The organism is Methylobacterium amylolyticum, assembly GCF_030700245.1.
In the GTDB taxonomy this organism is placed as follows: domain Bacteria; phylum Pseudomonadota; class Alphaproteobacteria; order Rhizobiales; family Beijerinckiaceae; genus Methylobacterium.
Genome location: NZ_JAUYZI010000050.1, coordinates 1 through 17,514 on the forward strand (window position 1 = coordinate 1; position 17,514 = coordinate 17,514).

At 68.6% G+C, this 17,514-nt stretch carries 21 protein-coding genes and 2 pseudogenes; 13 read left to right on the plus strand and 10 right to left on the minus strand.

Annotated elements, in window-relative coordinates; genetic code table 11:
- Nucleotides 1-391 (minus strand): annotated as a pseudogene (locus Q8W71_RS26035) (porin family protein); the annotation flags it as partial.
- Nucleotides 392-688: 297 nt separating this feature from the next.
- Between Q8W71_RS26035 and Q8W71_RS26040 the strand changes: the two are divergent.
- The gene (locus tag Q8W71_RS26040) at nt 689-1,114 is read left to right on the plus strand and encodes a hypothetical protein (RefSeq protein ID WP_305528323.1); all 426 of its coding nucleotides are present in this window, start codon (nt 689-691) and stop codon (nt 1,112-1,114) included.
- A gap of 162 nt (nt 1,115-1,276) precedes the next feature.
- On the opposite strand, the gene Q8W71_RS26045 is transcribed toward Q8W71_RS26040, so the two are convergent.
- The 4 genes from Q8W71_RS26045 to Q8W71_RS26060 all read right to left on the minus strand — a co-directional run bounded on the left by Q8W71_RS26045 (nt 1,277) and on the right by Q8W71_RS26060 (nt 3,279).
- Nucleotides 1,277-1,657 carry a DUF1236 domain-containing protein gene (locus Q8W71_RS26045; RefSeq protein ID WP_305528366.1) on the minus strand — a complete coding sequence of 127 codons (381 nt, stop codon included), beginning with the start codon at nt 1,655-1,657 and terminating at the stop codon, nt 1,277-1,279.
- An 82-nt stretch (nt 1,658-1,739) separates the two neighbouring features.
- Entirely contained in the window at nt 1,740-2,213 is a 474-nt protein-coding gene (locus tag Q8W71_RS26050; protein WP_305528324.1) for a tellurite resistance TerB family protein, read from the minus strand.
- Between the two features lie 26 nt (nt 2,214-2,239).
- Nucleotides 2,240-2,599: a hypothetical protein gene (locus Q8W71_RS26055; protein WP_305528325.1), complete on the minus strand. Its 360-nt coding sequence runs from the start codon at nt 2,597-2,599 to the stop codon at nt 2,240-2,242.
- Nucleotides 2,600-2,790: 191 nt separating this feature from the next.
- Nucleotides 2,791-3,279, minus strand: a complete 489-nt coding sequence (locus Q8W71_RS26060) for a hypothetical protein (protein ID WP_305528326.1) — start codon at nt 3,277-3,279, stop codon at nt 2,791-2,793.
- 1,292 nt (nt 3,280-4,571) lie between these two features.
- Here Q8W71_RS26060 and Q8W71_RS26065 point away from each other — a divergent pair.
- The 8 genes from Q8W71_RS26065 (at nt 4,572) to Q8W71_RS26100 (ending at nt 11,871) form a co-directional block, all read left to right on the plus strand.
- On the plus strand, nt 4,572-5,534 hold the full coding sequence (locus Q8W71_RS26065; protein ID WP_305528327.1) for an ArdC family protein: 963 nt from the start codon (nt 4,572-4,574) through the stop codon (nt 5,532-5,534).
- A gap of 759 nt (nt 5,535-6,293) precedes the next feature.
- Entirely contained in the window at nt 6,294-6,572 is a 279-nt protein-coding gene (locus tag Q8W71_RS26070; RefSeq protein WP_305528328.1) for a toprim domain-containing protein, read from the plus strand.
- A gap of 260 nt (nt 6,573-6,832) precedes the next feature.
- The gene (locus Q8W71_RS26075) at nt 6,833-7,108 is read left to right on the plus strand and encodes a hypothetical protein (RefSeq protein ID WP_305528329.1); all 276 of its coding nucleotides are present in this window, start codon (nt 6,833-6,835) and stop codon (nt 7,106-7,108) included.
- 388 nt (nt 7,109-7,496) lie between these two features.
- Nucleotides 7,497-8,768, plus strand: coding sequence for a plasmid replication protein RepC (repC, locus tag Q8W71_RS26080; RefSeq protein ID WP_305528330.1), 1,272 nt, complete (start codon nt 7,497-7,499; stop codon nt 8,766-8,768).
- Complete coding sequence (locus tag Q8W71_RS26085) at nt 8,765-9,217, plus strand: hypothetical protein (protein ID WP_305528331.1); 453 nt, start codon at nt 8,765-8,767, stop codon at nt 9,215-9,217. Before repC ends, Q8W71_RS26085 begins: the two co-directional genes overlap by 4 nt.
- A 98-nt stretch (nt 9,218-9,315) precedes the next feature.
- Complete coding sequence (locus Q8W71_RS26090; protein WP_305528332.1) at nt 9,316-9,540, plus strand: hypothetical protein; 225 nt, start codon at nt 9,316-9,318, stop codon at nt 9,538-9,540.
- A 300-nt stretch (nt 9,541-9,840) separates the two neighbouring features.
- A complete protein-coding gene (locus tag Q8W71_RS26095) occupies nt 9,841-10,254 on the plus strand; it encodes a sigma factor (RefSeq protein WP_305528333.1) in 414 nt (137 codons plus the stop codon).
- Nucleotides 10,255-10,302: 48 nt separating this feature from the next.
- Nucleotides 10,303-11,871 (plus strand): ISL3 family transposase, encoded by a 1,569-nt coding sequence (locus Q8W71_RS26100; RefSeq protein ID WP_370875544.1) that lies wholly within the window; start codon nt 10,303-10,305, stop codon nt 11,869-11,871.
- Between the two features lie 207 nt (nt 11,872-12,078).
- On the opposite strand, the gene istB is transcribed toward Q8W71_RS26100, so the two are convergent.
- Nucleotides 12,079-12,810 (minus strand): IS21-like element helper ATPase IstB, encoded by a 732-nt coding sequence (gene istB / locus Q8W71_RS26105; RefSeq protein ID WP_305528335.1) that lies wholly within the window; start codon nt 12,808-12,810, stop codon nt 12,079-12,081.
- Nucleotides 12,810-14,309, minus strand: coding sequence for an IS21 family transposase (gene istA, locus Q8W71_RS26110; protein ID WP_305528336.1), 1,500 nt, complete (start codon nt 14,307-14,309; stop codon nt 12,810-12,812). Before istA ends, istB begins: the two co-directional genes overlap by 1 nt.
- A gap of 114 nt (nt 14,310-14,423) precedes the next feature.
- Here istA and Q8W71_RS26115 point away from each other — a divergent pair.
- The 3 genes and pseudogenes from Q8W71_RS26115 to Q8W71_RS26125 form a co-directional block, all read left to right on the plus strand.
- Nucleotides 14,424-14,804 (plus strand): annotated as a pseudogene (locus Q8W71_RS26115) (sigma-70 family RNA polymerase sigma factor); the annotation flags it as partial.
- A gap of 49 nt (nt 14,805-14,853) precedes the next feature.
- A complete protein-coding gene (locus tag Q8W71_RS26120) occupies nt 14,854-15,069 on the plus strand; it encodes a hypothetical protein (protein ID WP_305528337.1) in 216 nt (71 codons plus the stop codon).
- Nucleotides 15,070-15,101: 32 nt separating this feature from the next.
- Complete coding sequence (locus Q8W71_RS26125) at nt 15,102-15,308, plus strand: hypothetical protein (protein ID WP_305528338.1); 207 nt, start codon at nt 15,102-15,104, stop codon at nt 15,306-15,308.
- A 351-nt stretch (nt 15,309-15,659) separates the two neighbouring features.
- Here the strand turns inward: Q8W71_RS26125 and Q8W71_RS26130 are convergent, their stop codons facing one another.
- Both Q8W71_RS26130 and Q8W71_RS32985 read right to left on the minus strand, forming a co-directional pair.
- On the minus strand, nt 15,660-16,388 hold the full coding sequence (locus tag Q8W71_RS26130) for a Crp/Fnr family transcriptional regulator (protein ID WP_305528339.1): 729 nt from the start codon (nt 16,386-16,388) through the stop codon (nt 15,660-15,662).
- 132 nt (nt 16,389-16,520) lie between these two features.
- Nucleotides 16,521-16,658: a DUF6894 family protein gene (locus Q8W71_RS32985; protein ID WP_370875539.1), complete on the minus strand. Its 138-nt coding sequence runs from the start codon at nt 16,656-16,658 to the stop codon at nt 16,521-16,523.
- 166 nt (nt 16,659-16,824) lie between these two features.
- Here Q8W71_RS32985 and Q8W71_RS26140 point away from each other — a divergent pair, with 166 nt between their 5' ends.
- Complete coding sequence (locus Q8W71_RS26140; protein WP_305528340.1) at nt 16,825-17,103, plus strand: hypothetical protein; 279 nt, start codon at nt 16,825-16,827, stop codon at nt 17,101-17,103.
- Between the two features lie 6 nt (nt 17,104-17,109).
- Here Q8W71_RS26140 and Q8W71_RS26145 read toward each other — a convergent pair whose 3' ends face one another.
- Entirely contained in the window at nt 17,110-17,337 is a 228-nt protein-coding gene (locus Q8W71_RS26145) for a DUF6894 family protein (protein WP_305528341.1), read from the minus strand.
- Between the last annotated feature and the right edge of the window lie 177 nt (nt 17,338-17,514).

Here is a 17,514-nt window from a genome sequence, read left to right on the forward strand (position 1 = left end):
GGGCGTCGGCCTCGACACCGACGACGACGCCGGCGCCCGGGGTGAACTGGTAGTTGTAGCCGACCTGGCCGCCGCCGGAGAAGCCCTCACGGTTGCTGTTGGAGTAGACCAGCGTGGAGCCGAGCGGGTTGAGGGCACGGTAGGGGACGAGGCCGCCGGCCAGGGTCTGGCGGACGGGGTCGCCGGCGGTCTGGACGAAGCCGCGCGAGCCGCCGTTGCTGCTGGCGTCGAAGCCGTAGCCGGCGTTGATACCGAAGTAGGCACCGGTCCAGGTGAACACCGGCACCGGCGTGAACACCGGCGGCGGCGCGGCGCGGCGCGGAAGGTCGGCGGCCGAGGCGGCGGCGGTGAGGGCCGTGAAGGCGGCCAGCGAGGTCAGGAGTTTGGTCATGGTGTCAGGTCCGAAGTGCAAAGCGTGATTAAGCCTACCGGCACTCGGCCAAAACCGCTGTAGTTTTATGGACACACTATCAGAGCTCGACGAGCATCGACAGGGTGAAACGCAGGTGAACCGTCGGCTTGAGATTAATATTGCGTTCAGATCTATTGCGGAAGCGCGGTAACTCTGACGACGGACCTTGGTTCCTACGAGAAGGCATATTCGAGGGGTGGCGTGGTATGGACGCAACATGTCCGGCCTCCCCAGGGCGATAGCTTGGGAGAAATCCCCTCATCGTTCCCTGACCCCATGCCGATCCGGCGCGAGCACAGGTTCTTCTACCCGATCGACTGGCCGCAGCTCTCCGCCGTCATCCGGTTCGGCCGGGCACGGAGCCGGTGCGAGGGCTGCGCCCGGCCGCATGGGCGGCTCGTCCATCACCTCGGCGACGGGCGCTGGTGGGACGCGGATACCGGACGCTGGCGGGACGGCTGGGGAAGGCCGACACGCGTCGCCATCGGCACCGACGTGCTGGGCCGGGTCCGCACCACGCGGGTGTTCCTGGCCACCGCCCACCGCAACCACGACACCGCCGACAACGCCGACGCCAACCTCGCGGCGTGGTGCCAGCGCTGCCACATGGTCCACGACCGGCCCGAGCATCGGCGTCGGCGCTGGGCCACGCTGTTCCGCCGGAAGGCGCTGGGGGATCTATTCGGGGGACCCTACGCCTGAGAGGAGGCGCCGGTCGCATGCGAACGGGGCGACGGCGACTGGCGCGCTCGCATCCGGGAGCGATGAAACGCTCGACCGCCGCGATGACGCTGGGAAATATTCAACGTCGGCAGATCGGCCGGGATCCGGATGCGTGGTCGTGACCGTGTGCCCGCAGACCGATCAACGCTCGATCACCTCCACGATGCGGCGTGAGCGCGGCTCGACCAGCACCGGGTGATCGTTGACGATCGTGTAGGCGTATTCCGACAGTGCGAACTCGCGCGGCACGTCGTAGTAGACGATCCCTTCCGCCGGCAGCACGGTCCCGACCCGGACCGGGCCAGCCAGCGCGGCGGACGGCCGGCGCTCGCCCAGCGCGTAGATCCTGAACCGCTCCCGGCGATCGACTCCCAGGATGCTGTTGGCGGAGCCGACCACCGCACCGATCGCTCCCCCGACCACCGCACCGAGCGGGCCGGCGATCTCTTCGCCCCGCTCAGTCCCGTCGCGCGCCCCACGCGCCAGGCCCTGTGCGTGAGCGGACGCGGTGAGGCCCAGCATCGCCAGGAGCGCCAGCGTGGTCGTGATCCGCACGGTGTATCCTCCGGTTGGGGACGTGAAGGGTGCCGGCGCTAGGGCAGACCTAAGCAGCCGACCGATGAGCCGCAGATCGAACGGGCACCGCCCGCAACAGCCCCGCCTTATCGACGGCCAACGCGGCGGCGATTTCGGCCAGCGTCACGTCCTCGATCGCGGCGATGCCATCGTGGTCGGCCACGTCCGCTGCAACCAGAAACACCGCCTCGCGCTGGCCCGCGGACCGGCCAGCGATGGTCGCCACCCGCCGAAGGTTTTCCGAACGCCCCGCCCGCGTGCGTGCCCGCCCGATCGCCTCGTACAGCGCCTCTTGCAGCATCAAGGCGTCGTAGCCCCTGGCTACGATCGGGTTGGCGAGCACGCCCGCCAGCGCGGTCTCGAACTCCTCCCCCGCGACCTCGCCGTCGGCGACGATGACGTTGGCCGCGGCCGAGACGCCAGCCTGCATCAGCGCCTCGTCGCCGGCATAGGCCACAACCGTACGGGCGAAGTGCGCGAGGAAGTCGGGAATGAGGTTCATCTGAGTCTGCCCTGGGTCAAGTCGGCTCAGGCGGCGACGCGGGCACCGCCGAGGCTGATCCGCCGACGTCCGCTCGCGGCGTTGGTGCCGTGGCTCGGAGCTTCGTAGGGCCGGCGGGAGAGGTCGTGGAGCACGCCGCCGACGAAGCCGGCGACCCGGCGCAGGGCGGCATCCTCGCAGGTGACCGCGACCCTTACGCCGGCCTCATGGGTGTGGCTGCGCCCGTACAGCCAGACCGCGAGCCGCGCCCGCGTCGCCTCGGGAATGCCGTCGAGGGCGGCAGCCAGCTCCTCGCTCTCGGCGCGGGTGACGCGACCGAGAACGTCGAGCGGCACCGGGCAGTCGCTGGCGAAATCCGCCGCGGTGATCGAACGAACCTGGGTCATGACGCTTACTGCCGGTGCTCTGCTCACGCCGGTGTGAGCGGGGCAGGGTTAACAGAGCGTAGCCGCCGATGGTCGCCCCGCCGGATGCGAACAACCTCCGGGACCGGGTTCGCCGTTCAACCGTCCGCGTCGCGAGCAATCCCGGAGTCCACACCGTGGACCGGTTCTCCTGATGCCGGTCGTTGGTCCTCTCAACCCTCGCCGTCGCCGGCGAGACCGAGGCCGCGCAGCAGATCATCCAGCGGACCGTCGCCGCTCCTCGCGGCTGGCCGCGGACCCGTGGCCGCTGCAGGGAACTGCTCTGGGATGAGGACTGCCTGCTGCACACGGATCCCGCGCCGGGCCACCTTGCGCTGATGAACCGCGCCAGTAGGCTGCGATCGGGCAACCACCGTCATCTCGGCTGGCACGATCGGCGCCATCGTCATGCCGGGCGGCAACGGCACGGTCATGTGCGGCGTCAACGCCGCGGTATCGGGGCTCATCGGCCGCGTGCGCAGCCGCAGCACGCTCGGCGGGTCCACCCAGACCGTGACGGGGGCCGTTTCCGTCCGCGCTGCAATGGGCCCGGTACGACGGGTCTGGGCCTCGAAATTGCCCGGATGCAAGACGTGAGCGGCTGTCACCAAGCCGAACACGGCGGCGGCGGTGGTTGCGAGCGTTGAGCGAAAGTGTTCCATGATGGCAGAACAAACGCTCAAGCTCGCCGTTCCGCGGTGTTTTACCGGAACTGCCGACCGTGACTTAAATGCCGCGGTGCTGCTAGCAACTCGACACGTTAACCTTGTTGAATTTCGGGTGATAAATAGGGATCGTTCGCCTCACTGCCTCAGTTCGTCGACAACCGGACGGTATTGGCAGCCACATGCTCCCGTTAACGGGCGGGCACGCGCTTCGGTGAGCCGCCGGTCGTCAGCGTGCTGATCACCCTCGATCGCCACCGTCATCTTCGAGGCCGCCATCGACTGTGCCGCGCCCCAGGCCAGCCGCACCAGCCGCAGTCGACGACACGCTCTGCCTTTAAGGTGAGCAGGGTCTACGGGCGGAGGACGTTGGGCCCAGTTGGCTCCTGGCCACGACGCGGCGGATGCTGGGCATCCTGCACGCGCGATCGTCGGGGGTGGGCTGCCGAACCGATCCCAGACAGAAAAAAGGCCGCCCCGCGGTTGAGACGGAAGGCGGCCCGAAGTCTTGGGAGGAAACGCCCAGTGATGGGCCGCGGGAGAGCGACGCCATCGCCATCCCGCATCGCACAAAATAGGGTGCCGCCAACTCGCCAACCACCACCCTAGGGTTGAACCTCGGCGCATAGATGTCGCATCTCTAGCGGCTAGCCCCTCTTGTGATGCATATCTGCGCTCAGTGTGGAAGCAGCGCCCGCAACGCCCTTCGGACCAGCATCCAACGCAGGGTTTGACGACGAAGCGCGCGCAGGTCGGAAGCTGCTCGGCTTCTTCACGACGACAACCTGAGCACACGATGATCCGCGTCTTCGGCCAGCGCTTGGCACAGGTGTGGAACACCTACGGCGTGTCGATCCTGATTTTTCGTGCACTCGCGGGCCGGCACCGCGCGAGGTAGGTCGTGTTCCGGTCCGCCCTGCGGGACGCCGCTCTACGCGCTCCGCGCCCCGAGCCGCCTGCGGCGTCTCGGCCCTGCCGGGTGACGATCGGCTCGGGGGCCGGACCACCCTGCCGGGCGGCCGGCCACGGCCGGTCGCCGGGGCGACCGCTTTCCTGTGCGGGGCGGGGAGAGACGGCTCCGCCTTCCCTCCCCCACAAGCCGGCGGCCCGGGTCTCCCCATGCTTCGGCCGGCTGCGCCGGCCTGCCAGCACGGCCGGTGGTGCCGGCCGCCCTGCGGGTGGGCGATCCCCCTCCCGGGCCGCCGGCTTGCCCCCCTCCCTTCCGCTGCTCCGCGCGACCTCGGGGAGCAGGAGCAGGGCTCCCGCCCCCGGAACGAAGGGACAGACCCATGACCAAGCGCACCGCCCGCACCACCGCCGATACCCCCCGCGTCGATGTCTACGAGCGCATCACCGCGCAGATCGTCGCCGCGTTGGAGGAGGGAACCCGGCCCTGGATGAAGCCATGGGCCGGCGGCGGCGTCCCCGTCCGACCGCTCCGGCACAACGGCATCGCCTATCGGGGGATCAACACCGTCCTCCTCTGGATGGAAGCCACCGCCAAGGGCTACGCCTCCCCCTACTGGCTGACCTTCCGGCAGGCCGCCGAGTTGGGCGCGCACGTCCGCAAGGGCGAGAAATCCGCCCTCGTCGTCTACGCGGGCGCGATCGAGCGCACGGATCAGACCGAGGCGGGGGAAGCGGTCGAGCGGCGCATTCCCTTCCTGAAGGGCTACAGCGTCTTCTGCGCCGACCAGATCGAGGGCTTGCCCGCCCACTACCATCCGGCCTCCGCTCCCCGCGATCCGCTGCCCGAGAGCGCCCGCCTGCCCCAGGTCGAAGCCTTCTTCGCCAACACCGGCGCCGACATCCGCGAGGGCAAGCGCGGCGCCTACTACAGCCCGAGCGACGATCATATCGGGATGCCGCCCTTCTCCGCCTTCGTCTCGGCCGAGGCCCACGCGACCACCCTCGGACACGAATGCATCCACTGGACGCGCCACGAAACCCGGCTCAACCGCGATTTCGGCCGCAAGGCGTATGGCGATGAGGGCTACGCGCGTGAGGAGTTGGTCGCCGAACTCGGGAGCGTCTACCTCGCGGCCGACCTCGGCCTCGCCATCGAGCCGCGCGACGATCACGCCGCTTACATCGCGTCCTGGCTGAAGGTCTTGAAAGACGACAAGCGCGCGATCTTCCAGGCCGCATCCTATGCCGAGCGCGCCGTGAGCTTCCTACACGACTTGCAGCCCAAGCCGGACACCCCGGCCGTGGACAGCCCTGTCATGGACAGCATGGAGATCGCCGCGTAGGCGAAGGGGATTGCGGGCGAAAGCAGACGCGCCGTGCCAGCCGGCGCCGCCGGGGGGGATCGGCCACCCCGGCCCTGGCGGAGGCCTCGCCTGCAATGGAGTAATGCCGATGTGGTTCATACCACTGAGCATTACGCTTGATATGAAAAGGACCCGGACGGGCTGGCAAGTCTCTATCCGGGTCCAATTCATGTTCTAGCGAAACGGGGGGGCGGGGAAACCTGCCCTCCCACTCCACCACCGAATATAGCGCGTTTCCGCGCCCCTCGCCAGAGCGGGGCCAGACCCCAGCCGGTTGACGCGTCCGGCGCCGCATCGAGCGGCCCCGGACGCGGCGAGAGCCCATTCCCCTCTCGCGCTCTCCGCCCCGGCCGCACGGCGGCTCGGAAGCCGCGAACGCGGCCCCTTCCTCAGTCGGGTGGGGAGGGCAGGCGCCGCCTTCCATCCCCAACAAGCCGGCGGCCCGGGTCTCCCCATGCTTCGGCCGGCTGCGCCGGCCTGCCAGCACGGCCGGCGGTGCCGGCCGCCCCGCGGGTGAGCGATCCCCCCCTCCCGGACCGCCGGCTTGCCCCCCTCCCTTCCGCTGCTCCGCGCGACCTCGGGGAACAAGAGACGGGCTCCTGCCCCCGCAGGACACCCCGCCTTGCCGACAACCCCAGGAGCACACCATGGCCGAGCCCACCCCTCAGACCGTCGTCGCCCTCGATCGCCTCTCCCGCGACCCCCTCAACGTTCGCAACAGCTACCGCGCAGGCGGCGATGGCGCTGCAAGGCATCCCGACGTGGTGCGACCTCGGGGCCGAGCGGATGGCGCTCGTGCGGTTCCCGCCCCTCGTGCGCCGACTCGTCGTCTTCGCCGATCCCGACCCGCCTGGCCTGCGCGCCGCGGCGGCGACTCGGGCCGCGCATCCCGATTTTGACGTGGATATTCGTCCGCCCCCGGGGACGGACGACTACGCCGAACACTGTCGCAAACTCGGTCTAATCAACACTTCAGAATTTCAGAGTGGCAGATCTGAATGCAAAACTTTGCTTTGAGGTGTCTCGCCTAATTGGTGTGTCCATGGCAAGATGCAATCTGCGACACATATTACGTTACAATGATCGCGTAATGTCTTCGTTCCTTAGATTGTGACAACGAGGCCCATTTTAAGCAGTCTTAAGTAGAAATTTTGCTCGATAATCGTGGTGACAAGCCGGTGATATCGACTGCATCACCCCTGCACAGGGCAAACTCATGCGCAGACTTGTGCGCTCAGGTTCGCAGTCTAACCGACGATCTGACAACCGCAGATCGGTTGCTGGACAATCTCAAGGACGACTTGGAGCGTATCGGTCTGACCCTGCCCGTGACCCCAGGTTTAGTCCGTCTCCTTCACGTTATCGAATGTTGTATGACAGTCGTCGATGGTGCGTCGCACAGCAGCCTGATCGCGACCTGCATGGTCGAACTTCGACAGGCATTGAACGAGGCCATGGCCGAGATCTCCGCAGCATTGGCCGCAACCGCGCACTCCACGCCGACACACCACGCAGGATTTCTGGTCGTCGCGGGAGCTATTCTACCGCTTTAGTAGGCTCTTACAGTTTCGGCCTATTGTTTGGCGCGGCCGCAGGATTTCGGCCGCCGCAGTCCCGGTTGACTTTCCGCAGGCGCGTGAACGAGATGACGGTTGGCCGACTCCCCAGGGAGGTCCGGCCGATCGATGGAGTTCAGACCGCCGCCGCAGACCGACCCTTGAAAAGCAAACGGCCCCCTCTCCGCCAAGAGAAGGGGCCGGCGCTGATGTCAGAAACATCGGCTTGTGAAGGAACCTAAAGCACTCCTCACAAGCCACAGGACGCCCCCGGCGTCAAGTGAGAACCGCGTTTCTCGCATCGGCGAAGCTTTGCCTGTGGGTGACCCGCCCTACGCGGCGGGTCACGACGACCTGTCGCGGCCCGACCGGAAGGATCGGGTCCATGCACGACGCCCCCGGCCGCCTCGGCGAGGTGGCCCGACGACTCACCGCCCCGTTCGGGGCGCGACCGCTCACGCCCGCGCAGATCGCGGCCCAGCGCGCCGCCGATGCCCTCCCGGCCCGGGCGGTCGCCCGGAAATGGGCGGTGCTGCACGACCTCACCGCCGGCCGGGCCCGGCTCGGGCTGTCGGCCCAGAGCCTGACCGTGCTCGAAGCCCTGCTGACCTTCATCCCGGAGACGGTGCTGGCCCCGGAGGCGGCCACCGACCTGATCGTGTTCCCGTCGAACCGGAGCCTGAGCGCGCGCGCGCGCGGCCTGTCCGACGCCTCGCTGCGCCGTCATCTCGGCGCCCTGGTGGAGGCCGGTCTCGTGATCCGGCGCGACAGCCCCAACGGCAAGCGCTACGCTCGGCGCGGCCAGGGCGGGCAGATCACCCACGCCTACGGCTTCGACCTCGCGCCGCTGGTGGCGCGGGCGGACGAGTTCGCCGGGGTGGCGGAGGCGGCCCGCGCCGAGGCCCTGGCCCAGGCGGTCGCGCGCGAGCGGGCCAGCCTGCTCCGGCGCGACTGCGCCAAGCTGCTCGACGCGCTGGAGCGCGATGGCGACGCCGCCGCGGCGATCGAGCCCCTGCGCGCGCGCTACCGCGCCCTGCTCGCCGCCTGCCCCCGCCGGCCGGCACCGGCCGACATGGCCGCGCTCGGCGACGGCCTGGAAGCCCTCGCCCTGGCTGTGGGCGAAGCCCTCGCGGCCCGGCAGGAATCCAAGAATCCAAGCGCCAGTGCCGCTCAGGATGAGCGCCACATACAGAGTTCAAACCCAGACGCTCCTGATCGTGAAGTGGCAGGCGAGGAGGAGCAGAAGCCGCCCGCGGCGCCGGGCTCGGCCGAGGACCGCCCGGCGGCAGCCGGGTCTGCGATTCGTGCCACCTACCCGCTCGGGAGCGTGCTCGACGCCTGTCCGCAGGTGCAGGACTTCGCCCCCGGCGGGATCCGATCCTGGCGCGACCTGATCGAGACCGCCGGCCGGGTGCGGGCCATGCTCGGGATCAGCCCGACCGCCTGGGCCGCGGCGTGCGAGGCGATGGGCGAGGAGACCGCCGCCGTCACCGTGGCGGCGATCCTCGAACGCCACGAGCGGATCAACAGCCCCGGGGGCTACCTGCGCACGTTGACCGAGCGGAAACGCGCCGGGATCTACTCCCTCGGCCCAGTGCTCCAGGCCCTGCGCCGGGCGAGCCTCGCGAGCCTGTCCCCGGAGCGGAGGGGCGCATGACGGCCGGGGCGGACAGGGCCACGATCGCCGGCCTGGTGACGGGGGCCGAGGGCGGCCGGATCGCGGCGTTCCTGCGCGACGGGGCGACGGGATTCGCGCTCAACCCGTTCCCGGACACCACAGCCGGGGCGGCGCGTCACACCTGGGCGGGGCAGGCCTTCGAGTTTCCCCTGCTCGGGATCGAGGCGGCCGGCCTGTCCTGCCTGCTGCGCGCGCTGGCCGCCCTGCCCGCCTCGGAGCCACTGGCCCGGCACATCCTGAAATCCCCGGCGCACACCTGCACGGTGTTCCTGACGCTGGCCGGGGGCTTCGTCGGCGCGGTGCTGCACGGCAAGCCCGGCGTTCCGCTGCCGCCGGCTGGGCCGGAGCCGGCGGCCGGCGGAAGCCGGCCGCGGCGGGCATCACCGACCCGGCAACTCGATCTGTTCGCGGATCGAGCACGCGCTTGAGATGATTGCCCGCCGTCTGCCCCAGAAAATCAGACCAAAGGCTGCCGGTGTCATCCTGAATTAGCGACGAAGCCCATATATCGGTTCATATACGGGCGATGAAAGACGGTTCTGACCCCGCTCGCACCCTTCGTCGCATCGCGGACGCTCTCGGGCTGCCACCGGAGATATTCTTCGGTGATGACGATCGGCGGACCGATGTCCTGGCTGACTTGGCGGCGATGGCCGAGCTGCTGCGGCTGTGGAGCGCGCTCAGGAGCGACGTGGATCGCGCCAATCTGCTGGCGCAAATTCGAGACTTGGTGAGGCAGCGGGACAACTGACCCTTCGCAACCGCACAGCGTTGATCGCCTACCTGCGCGACCTGGAACCGCCACCGCGCCATCGAGACGAGGTGGTGCTGAAGCCGCCCGTACCGCACAAACGTCGTCGTTCAGGTCGTTCCCAGATCCACCGCGGGTCTCGACCCAACCTGAATCAACGTGCGGCGACGCGCGCCTGGATAGGTCGAGAGGTTCCGGGCAGAGCTTTCCGCGTCGACGCCCTCGATCGTGCCGATCCCTGACGCCCGGCTCCATAACGCTCCATCTCCGGACGCGATCCTCGTGACGAGCGAGACACCTGTGGACTTCAGCCGCGAACCCGACGCCCTCGACACACAGCCAAACCTGCCCGTGTCTGTTCATCGGCATCTCGGCGCTTTACTGGCGGCCGCCTACGCGGACGCGAACGCCGAAGTGAGCGCTGAGCAGCGCTTCGCCGACCTCCTGGCGAGCCTCGCAGTGGCGCTGGATGAGGCCGATCGGCGCGATGCGGCAGAGTTTCAGGCGGGGCTGCTCGCGATGACGGCAGCCTTGCGCCGCTTCGCGATCTCGCTGACCCACGATCCGGCTACGGCCGACGACCTCGTGCAGGAGACGCTCCTGAAGGGGTGGCGCAACAGGACCAGCTTCGCGAAAGGGACCAACATGGTGTCAAACGGCATTGGAATGGGGTTCTTCCGCAGGTTCGGTGCTGAGGGCTTTTCGAGGCGTTGATCCTCGGAGCGTTAGAGGGCCAGCACGATGGTGATTTCGAACCCGTCGCTGCCCTCGGTTCCGGACGGCGTGCATGTCGACGCGCTGGCGCTGGAGGTCGGCACGCTGACGATCACGGCCAGGACGACGGCACCGCGCGCGGTCTGCCCGCAGTGCGGGCAGGGGTCGGCGCGGGTGCACAGCGCGTACTGGCGAAGCCTGAAGGACCTGCCCTGGCAGGACCGCTCCGTCACGTGGCGGGTGAAGGTGCGCCGCTTCCGCTGCGGCCGGTGTCCGGGCCGCATCTTCGCCGAGCCGGTCCCGGGCCTGGCCCGCGCGAAGGCCCAACGCAGCGATCGCTTGGCCGCGGCGCAGACCGACATCGGCATGGCCCTGGGCGGCGAGGCCGGCGCCCGCCTGTCGCGGCGGCTGGCCATGCCGGTCAGCGGCGACACCGTCCTGCGGCTGGTCCGCCGCCGCGGGATCGGGTCGTCCCCTCCGCCGCGTGTGGTCGGGATCGACGACTGGGCGTGGCGGCGCGGCCGGCACTACGGCACGATCGTCTGCGATCTGGAGCGCGGCCGCGTCCTCGATCTCCTGCCCGGCCGCTCCTGCGCGCCGGTGCGGGCTTGGCTCGCCGCACATCCCGACATCGCCGTCGTCAGCCGGGACCGGGCCGGGCCTTATGCCGAGGCCGCGCGGCTCGGCGCGCCACAGGCGATCCAGGTTGCGGACCGTTGGCATCTTCTCGTCAACGCCTCCGAGGCGCTGCGCGGGGTCGTGGAGCGGCATCAACCCGAGATCCGGGAGGCCGCCCGCCGCGTCGCGTCCCAAAGCCCGGAACCCATCGTCGCTGCGGCTGATCCCACAGACCCACCTCCGGAAGAGGACGCTGGGCAGGGCGGCGGGCGGCGGCGGCAGCGCTGCGAGGCAGCCCTGCGCCTGCACGGCGAAGGCTTCTCGATCAAGGCGATCGCCCGCACGCTCGGTGCCTCTCGCAACGGTGTGCGGCGCTGGCTGCGCGTCGGCGCCTTCGTGCCCTATCGCCGGGCTCCCGCCCCGACCCAGCTCGATCCTCATCTGCCCTTCGTCGAGGCGCGCTGGCGGGACGGTCAGCACAATGCGGCAGCCCTGCATCGCGAGCTTCGCGCCGTCGGCTTCGCGGGCGGCTACGAGATCGTCCAGCGCTGGGCGAAGCGGCGGCGGTCAGGCACGGGACACGACCGGCCGGTGCGACCGCCCTCGGCCCGGATCCCCTCGACGCGCCGGATCGCGCGGTGGCTGACGTGCGATCCGGCCAAGCTCTCTGTCGATGACCTCCGCTTCGTCGAAGTGCTCTGCGATCTCGCACCCAGATTGCAGGCCGCAGCCGAGCAGGTGCGCGGCTTCGGCACGATCCTGCGCGCGGGTGATCCCGCCGCTTTGAAGCCCTGGCTGGATGCGGCCGCCGCGAGCGAGCTCGGCGGCTTCGTCGCCGGGCTGCAACAGGATGAGGCCGCCGTGCAGGCGGCCATCGCGGAGCCGTGGAGCAACGGGCCGGTCGAGGGACAGGTCAACCGCCTCAAGCTGATCAAACGCTCCATGTACGGCCGAGCCGGCTTCGATCTGCTTCGGCAGCGCGTCCTGCACGCCGCCTGAGGCGCCTGGTTCTCCTCCATCCAGAACACCACCCCAAACCCTCAGCACCGAACTTGCGGAAGAACCTGGAATGGGACCCCGGATCGGCGTCCAATCGGGACCCCATCGTGAGCGTGGCGTGACGCCCCTGGTCAGCCCGGCGGAGCGGGTCGGGGTAGCGCAGCCGGGCTGAGCAGGGATCCTGGAGGCGCGGGGTACGAGCCGACCTCAGGCGCGGTTCTTGAAGCGCCAGCTCTCGTTGCCGGTCTCGACGATCTCGCAGTGATGTGTGAGCCGGTCGAGCAACGCCGTGGTCATCTTGGCGTCGCCGGCAAACACGCTCGGCCACTCACCGAAGGCGAGGTTGGTGGTGACCACGATCGAGGTGGTCTCGTAGAGACGGCTGATCAGGTGGAACAGCAGCTGCCCGCCCGACTGCGCGAACGGCAGATAGCCGAGCTCGTCCAGCACCACGAGGTCGAGCCTGGCGAGATGGTCCGCGATGCGGCCCTGCCGGCCGGCACGCGCCTCGGCTTCGAGCCGATTGACGAGGTCGACCACGTTGTAGAACCGGGCTCGTGCCCCGTCCCGGATACAAGCCCGGGCGATGGCGATGGCCAGATGCGTCTTGCCCGTGCCGGTCCCGCCCACCAGCACGACGTTGCGCTGATGGACCAGGAACTCGCCGCCAGCGAGGTCGCGCACCAGGATCTCGTTGATCGGAGTGCCATCGAAGGCGAACTCGGCGATGTCCTTGGCCAGGGGCAGCTTGGCGATCGTCATCTGGTAGCGGATCGAGCGCGCCTGCTTCTCGCTGATCTCGGCCTGAAGCAGGTCGCCGACGATCTGCTGCGGCTCGTGGGTTCGCTTCACCGCGACCTTGATGATCTCGTCGTAGGCGGCCTTCATCCCGAACAACTTCAACTCGCCCATGGTGGCGAGGATGTGCTGACGTTCCATCACGAGGCTCTCCTCAGGCTGTCGTAGCGGGCGCAGTCGGCGACGGGCTCATGGCGGAGCCGCAGACCCTCGGGCGTCAGGAGGGTCACCGGTGCGATGGGCTCGCGCTGGCGAGCCAGGATGTTGAGGATGACGTCGGCCGAGTGCACGCCCTCGCGCAGCGCCTCGGCGCAGGCGGCCTCCACCGCGGGCAGGCCATCGCCGAGCACGGCGGTCAGGATCTCGACCATCTGCCGGTCACCGTCGGCAGAGCCGGCGAGCTTGCGCCGGACCCGGTCGAGGGCGGCGGGCAGGACCCAGTCCTTGAACGGTGCGCCGTTGCGCAGCGCGCCGGGCTTGCGAGCCAGCACGGGGACGTAGTGCCAGGGATCGAACACCGTCTGGTTGCGGCCGAAGACGCGGGCGTGCTCGGCGACGATGCGGCCGTCCTGCCGGATCTCGACGCGCTCGGCATAGGCTCGCACCTCAGCCGGACGGCCGATGGCTGAGGCGGCCACCGAGTAGCGGTTGTTGTCGAAGCGCACGAGGCAGGTCGAGGACACCGAGGCGGTGACGGCGTGGAAGCCGTCGAAGCGACCGGCATAGGGGACCAGCGCCGCTCGCTCGGCCTCGAAGGCCTGCCACACGGTCATATCCGACTGCTCGGGATGCGGGTGGGCCTTCGCGTAGGCGATCACCCCATCGAGCAGCAGGGCGTTCAGCTCGTCGTAGCTCTTCACCCGGACGCGCGGGGTGAACAGCCGCTCGCGCACCAGCCCGACCTGGTTCTCGACCTGCCCCTTCTCCCAGCCCGAGGCCGGGGTGCAGGCCACCGGCTCGACGAGGTAGTGCGAGCACATCTGCAGGAAGCGGCGATTGTAGGCGCGCTCGCGCCCGACGAAGATCGTCTCCACCGCGGTCTTCATGTTGTCGTAGATGCCGCGCTGGCAGGTGCCGCGGAAGAAGGCGAACGCCCGGTCGTGGGCGTCGAACACCATCTCCTGGCTCTCGCGCGGGTAGGCCCGCACGAACAACATGCGCGAGTGGCAGAGCCGGACGTGGGCGACCTTGACTGTCGTGGTCGTGCCGCCGATCAGTACGATCTCGTGGCTCCAGTCGAACTGGTAGGCCTCACCCGGGGCGAAGACGAGCGGCACGAAGGCGGGGGCCGTCACGGCGGTGCGCGTGCGCCTCCACCCCTTGGCGTAGCGGCGCACCGCGTCGTAGCCGCCCTCGTAGCCGAGCCCGCGCAGCGCCTCGAAGACACGGATCAGGGTCAGCCGCTCGCGGGGAGCCTTGCCGGCGTTGGCCAGAAGCATCCCGTCAAGTGCCTCCCGCCATGGCCCGAGTTTGGGCGCGGGCTGACTGGTGCGGGTGTAGCGGAAGGCGGTCGCCTCGGAGCGGATCACCTTCCGCACGACCTTGCGGGAGACCTTCAGCTCCCGGCAAATCTGCTTGATCGGCTTCTGCTGCACGAAAAAGGCGCGGCGGATCTTGGCGATCGTCTCCACGACAAACATCCCCCGCGCTCCTCCCGTTCGAACACGAGAGGCAGTCTGGATGAGTTGTCCTGGGGTCCCGTTTGGACGCCGATCACCCCAAAAACGGGGTCCTTATTCCACGCCTAAACACACAACATGGAGGCTTGGCTGTTTACGATCCTCCGCAACGTCTTCTACAGCGCCCACCGCAAGCAGGGCCGCGAGGTCTCCGACAGCGACGGCGCCCACGCCGAGCGGCTGACCAGCATCCCCGAGCAGAGCGGCCACCTCGACCTCCAGGACCTGCGCGCGGCCTTGGAGCATCTACCTGCATCACAGCGCGAGGCGCTGTTGCTCGTGACGGTCGAGGATCTGACTTACGAGGAGGCGGCAGCGGTGATGGGCTGCCAGATCGGCACGGTGAAGAGCCGGGTCTGGCGCGCCCGCGAGCAGCTCGCGCGGATGCTCGGCTACGACGGCGCCGAGGTCGGCAGCGATGGCGTCGTGCTGTCGGCGATGAGCGGCCAATCCTGATCGGTGCCGGATGCGGGCACGTCCTCCACCGCCTCCCGAGTTCTGGGAGATGATCGCCGAGCACGTCACGGCGAAGGTCGGACCGGCGCTCAGGCAGAACCGGTCTGCCCGTGAGCCGGTGATCGCCTACCTGCGCGACTTGGAAGCCCTGGTCCGGCGCGAGTGCGAGAGCCGAGCGGTGATCCAGGTGATCGCGTCGGGGCGGCGGATACTCGGGGATCGTCAAGAGGTTGGTTCCACGGGCGGGCCGTTCTCGCGAACCTGATCGCCCGCGAGGCTGATCGCAGGAGGGAACCGATGAGCGGCGACGAGCTATCCGAGCGTGAGCACGACGCACAGCGTAGGATGAAGGGCGCACACGTCGGCAGAGACGGTCTGCCGAGGCACGGGCGTGAGGCGGACGCGCACGCTGCGGGCGGCGGTGAGGCACCGGACGACGAAGCGCCGCCAATCCCAGCCGCGGATGCCACCGAGCCGAACCCGGACCAGATCGGCGAACGCTGAGAGCGTCGGACGCCCATGCGCAGGATATCGAGCAGAGCCTACAGCCTCGCTGTCGTGCCGAATGGCGCGAACCGAGGTTGCTACGACTGGATCGTTCGGAAGCCGGACGGGTCGGATCTGGCCCGCTCGCGCTACGCGTTCGCCACTCGGACAGGCGCACGCCTTGCCGGTGAGTGCTGGCTCGACATGATGGAGAGCGGCAGCTCACCGATGTGAACTGGGCTCAAACGATGGCCAGCCCCGGCATACCCGACCGCACCATCCCTACAGGATCCGATGCCCGGTGACCCGATCGGGCCGGGCACGGCCCTGTAAGCAACTACGATCGATGAACTACAATGCGACCGTGTCTCATCCGACCGTGGGCGCCTGCTGCGATCCCAGGTGGAGATACGCCGGATCGAAGTCGCAGAACGCCATCAGGCGTGCCACGTCGGGGATCGTCAACTGACGCCGCTCCAGCACGATCAGGTCGGCTTCGCGCAGTTGGCGGAGAGTGCGATTGACGTGCACGCTCGTCAGGGCGAACAGGTCGGCGAGGTCGTACTGCCGGAACGGCATGTCGTAACTCTTGTCATCCGCCAAGCTGACCGCCTGAAGGCGCAACAGCATCTCGCAGAAGAAGTGCGCCATCCGCTGCGGCGCTTCGCGGCGGCCGTTGTTGATCAGCCACTCGCGCAGCGTGCCCTCGTCCACCAGCGTCGCCCACCACAACGCTCGGGCGATGCGCGGGCGATGCGAGAGGTCTCGGATGGTAGCAGCAGGGATGTCCACGATCCTACACGGTGTGAGGGCGCCGATCGTGTGGTCCATCTCGCCGAGCAGGGCGATGTGCAGGTCGCAGAAGTCGCCGGGCAGCAGCACCGCAACGATCTGGCGCGCACCGTTGGCCAGGATCTTGTAGCGGCAGGCGATCCCATCGAGCACGAGGTGAACGTCGCTCGGCGTGTCACCCTGCGCGATGATGTCCCGCTTAGCTTCGACCTGCCGGGACGCGGTGCACAGCGCGTTCAGCACCGCCCTGTCCTCGACGGTCAGCGCCTCGGCTGCCTCCAGCTTGCGGATCAGCGGGTTCGACATCGCAACCCCCGTCATTGCGCCCTGAGGCGGTCAGCGCAGCAACCACAATCCGCTGTAGTTCAACGTAGCCGAGTAGACCGGGTGCCCGTCCTCATCGGTGACCAGCACAGTGAAGGTGCGCCGATCACCGTCCTAGGGGATCTCCTCACGAGCGATGTCGGGCAGGGCGCGCATGGCCTGCTGCCGCACCGCGTCGAGGTCGGCGCACTCGGTGCCGACATCGTCGCGCGTCGATCCGCTGTCGTGGATGTCGAAGAAATAGCGGGGCATGAGCGTGCTCCGTGGCAATGAGCCGGGAGCACGTGGGTCTCACATTCGCTGACGGCTCGGCACAGAGCCAGCGATACGTGCCTCGTAGTGAGAGCCGGACTGAGAGCACTCACATAAATCAGTGTTGAATGCGTCAGTTGCGCCTTTATCGCTGGCGACGCGGTTCATGCGGCTTCAAAGAACGGCCATTCTGGTACACCCTGAAATGATGGGCAGCTTCGTCATCCCGCTCGCTGCGGCAACCCTGTTCACCGTCGGCATCTACGGCATCGGCCGAGCCGAGAAGCACGCGGAGATGCTGACCCACATTCTGGTGCCGGTCGCGATGGCGTTGTTCATGCTGCTGATGATCGGCGGCCTGCAACGGGCGCAGGACGCGCAGCATACCCCGCCTGAGGCTCATCGGGCTCAGCCCGTCCGCGGTCATGGACCAGTTCCACGGTGACCGCACCTACCTGTGCTCGTCGAGTCTGAGGGTGGCGGCGTAGACGTGTTCGCCCGCGGCGTCACGCACACGGATTGTGGCGGCCCGATCGTCGGTGGGCGTGCAGTCGGCCATGATCTCTACCAGCGCGCGGACCGCGAGCCGGCGCGCCTCTTCCACATCCCTGCACGTCGTGCCTTCCACGTCGCGATGCGACAGAGCGAGATCGGCGGTATCGAAGAAGTACAGCGGCATGGGATCTCGCTGCGGATATAGGGCCGGGATGACCACCCATAGCCCACACGGCCTCCGCCCACACTCACGCAGATCAAAACACGGCAGTCGATGGATGTTGTAGATGATCGCGAGGCCAAAGGAGCCCAGTCTTCAACCTCGTCGGCGATAGGGGCCGATGGGAGGACTTACGGATAG

Bases quoted from the DNA above. Each gene is read 5' to 3' on its own strand.
- Q8W71_RS26125 (WP_305528338.1), top strand. From the start codon at position 15,102: ATGAGCGGCGACGAGCTATCCGAGCGTGAGCACGACGCACAGCGTAGG.
- Q8W71_RS26050 (WP_305528324.1), bottom strand. From the start codon at position 2,213: ATGAACCTCATTCCCGACTTCCTCGCGCACTTCGCCCGTACGGTTGTG.
- Q8W71_RS26065 (WP_305528327.1), top strand. From the start codon at position 4,572: ATGACCAAGCGCACCGCCCGCACCACCGCCGATACCCCCCGCGTCGAT.
- Q8W71_RS26140 (WP_305528340.1), top strand. From the start codon at position 16,825: ATGCGGCTTCAAAGAACGGCCATTCTGGTACACCCTGAAATGATGGGC.
- Q8W71_RS26120 (WP_305528337.1), top strand. From the start codon at position 14,854: ATGATCGCCGAGCACGTCACGGCGAAGGTCGGACCGGCGCTCAGGCAG.
- Q8W71_RS26145 (WP_305528341.1), bottom strand. From the start codon at position 17,337: ATGCCGCTGTACTTCTTCGATACCGCCGATCTCGCTCTGTCGCATCGC.
- Q8W71_RS26060 (WP_305528326.1), bottom strand. From the start codon at position 3,279: ATGGAACACTTTCGCTCAACGCTCGCAACCACCGCCGCCGCCGTGTTC.
- Q8W71_RS26130 (WP_305528339.1), bottom strand. From the start codon at position 16,388: ATGTCGAACCCGCTGATCCGCAAGCTGGAGGCAGCCGAGGCGCTGACC.
- Q8W71_RS26040 (WP_305528323.1), top strand. From the start codon at position 689: ATGCCGATCCGGCGCGAGCACAGGTTCTTCTACCCGATCGACTGGCCG.
- istA (WP_305528336.1), bottom strand. From the start codon at position 14,309: ATGTTTGTCGTGGAGACGATCGCCAAGATCCGCCGCGCCTTTTTCGTG.
- Q8W71_RS26090 (WP_305528332.1), top strand. From the start codon at position 9,316: ATGAAAGACGGTTCTGACCCCGCTCGCACCCTTCGTCGCATCGCGGAC.
- Q8W71_RS26070 (WP_305528328.1), top strand. From the start codon at position 6,294: ATGGCGCTGCAAGGCATCCCGACGTGGTGCGACCTCGGGGCCGAGCGG.
- repC (WP_305528330.1), top strand. From the start codon at position 7,497: ATGCACGACGCCCCCGGCCGCCTCGGCGAGGTGGCCCGACGACTCACC.
- Q8W71_RS26085 (WP_305528331.1), top strand. From the start codon at position 8,765: ATGACGGCCGGGGCGGACAGGGCCACGATCGCCGGCCTGGTGACGGGG.
- Q8W71_RS32985 (WP_370875539.1), bottom strand. From the start codon at position 16,658: ATGCCCCGCTATTTCTTCGACATCCACGACAGCGGATCGACGCGCGAC.
- istB (WP_305528335.1), bottom strand. From the start codon at position 12,810: ATGGAACGTCAGCACATCCTCGCCACCATGGGCGAGTTGAAGTTGTTC.
- Q8W71_RS26055 (WP_305528325.1), bottom strand. From the start codon at position 2,599: ATGACCCAGGTTCGTTCGATCACCGCGGCGGATTTCGCCAGCGACTGC.
- Q8W71_RS26045 (WP_305528366.1), bottom strand. From the start codon at position 1,657: ATGCTGGGCCTCACCGCGTCCGCTCACGCACAGGGCCTGGCGCGTGGG.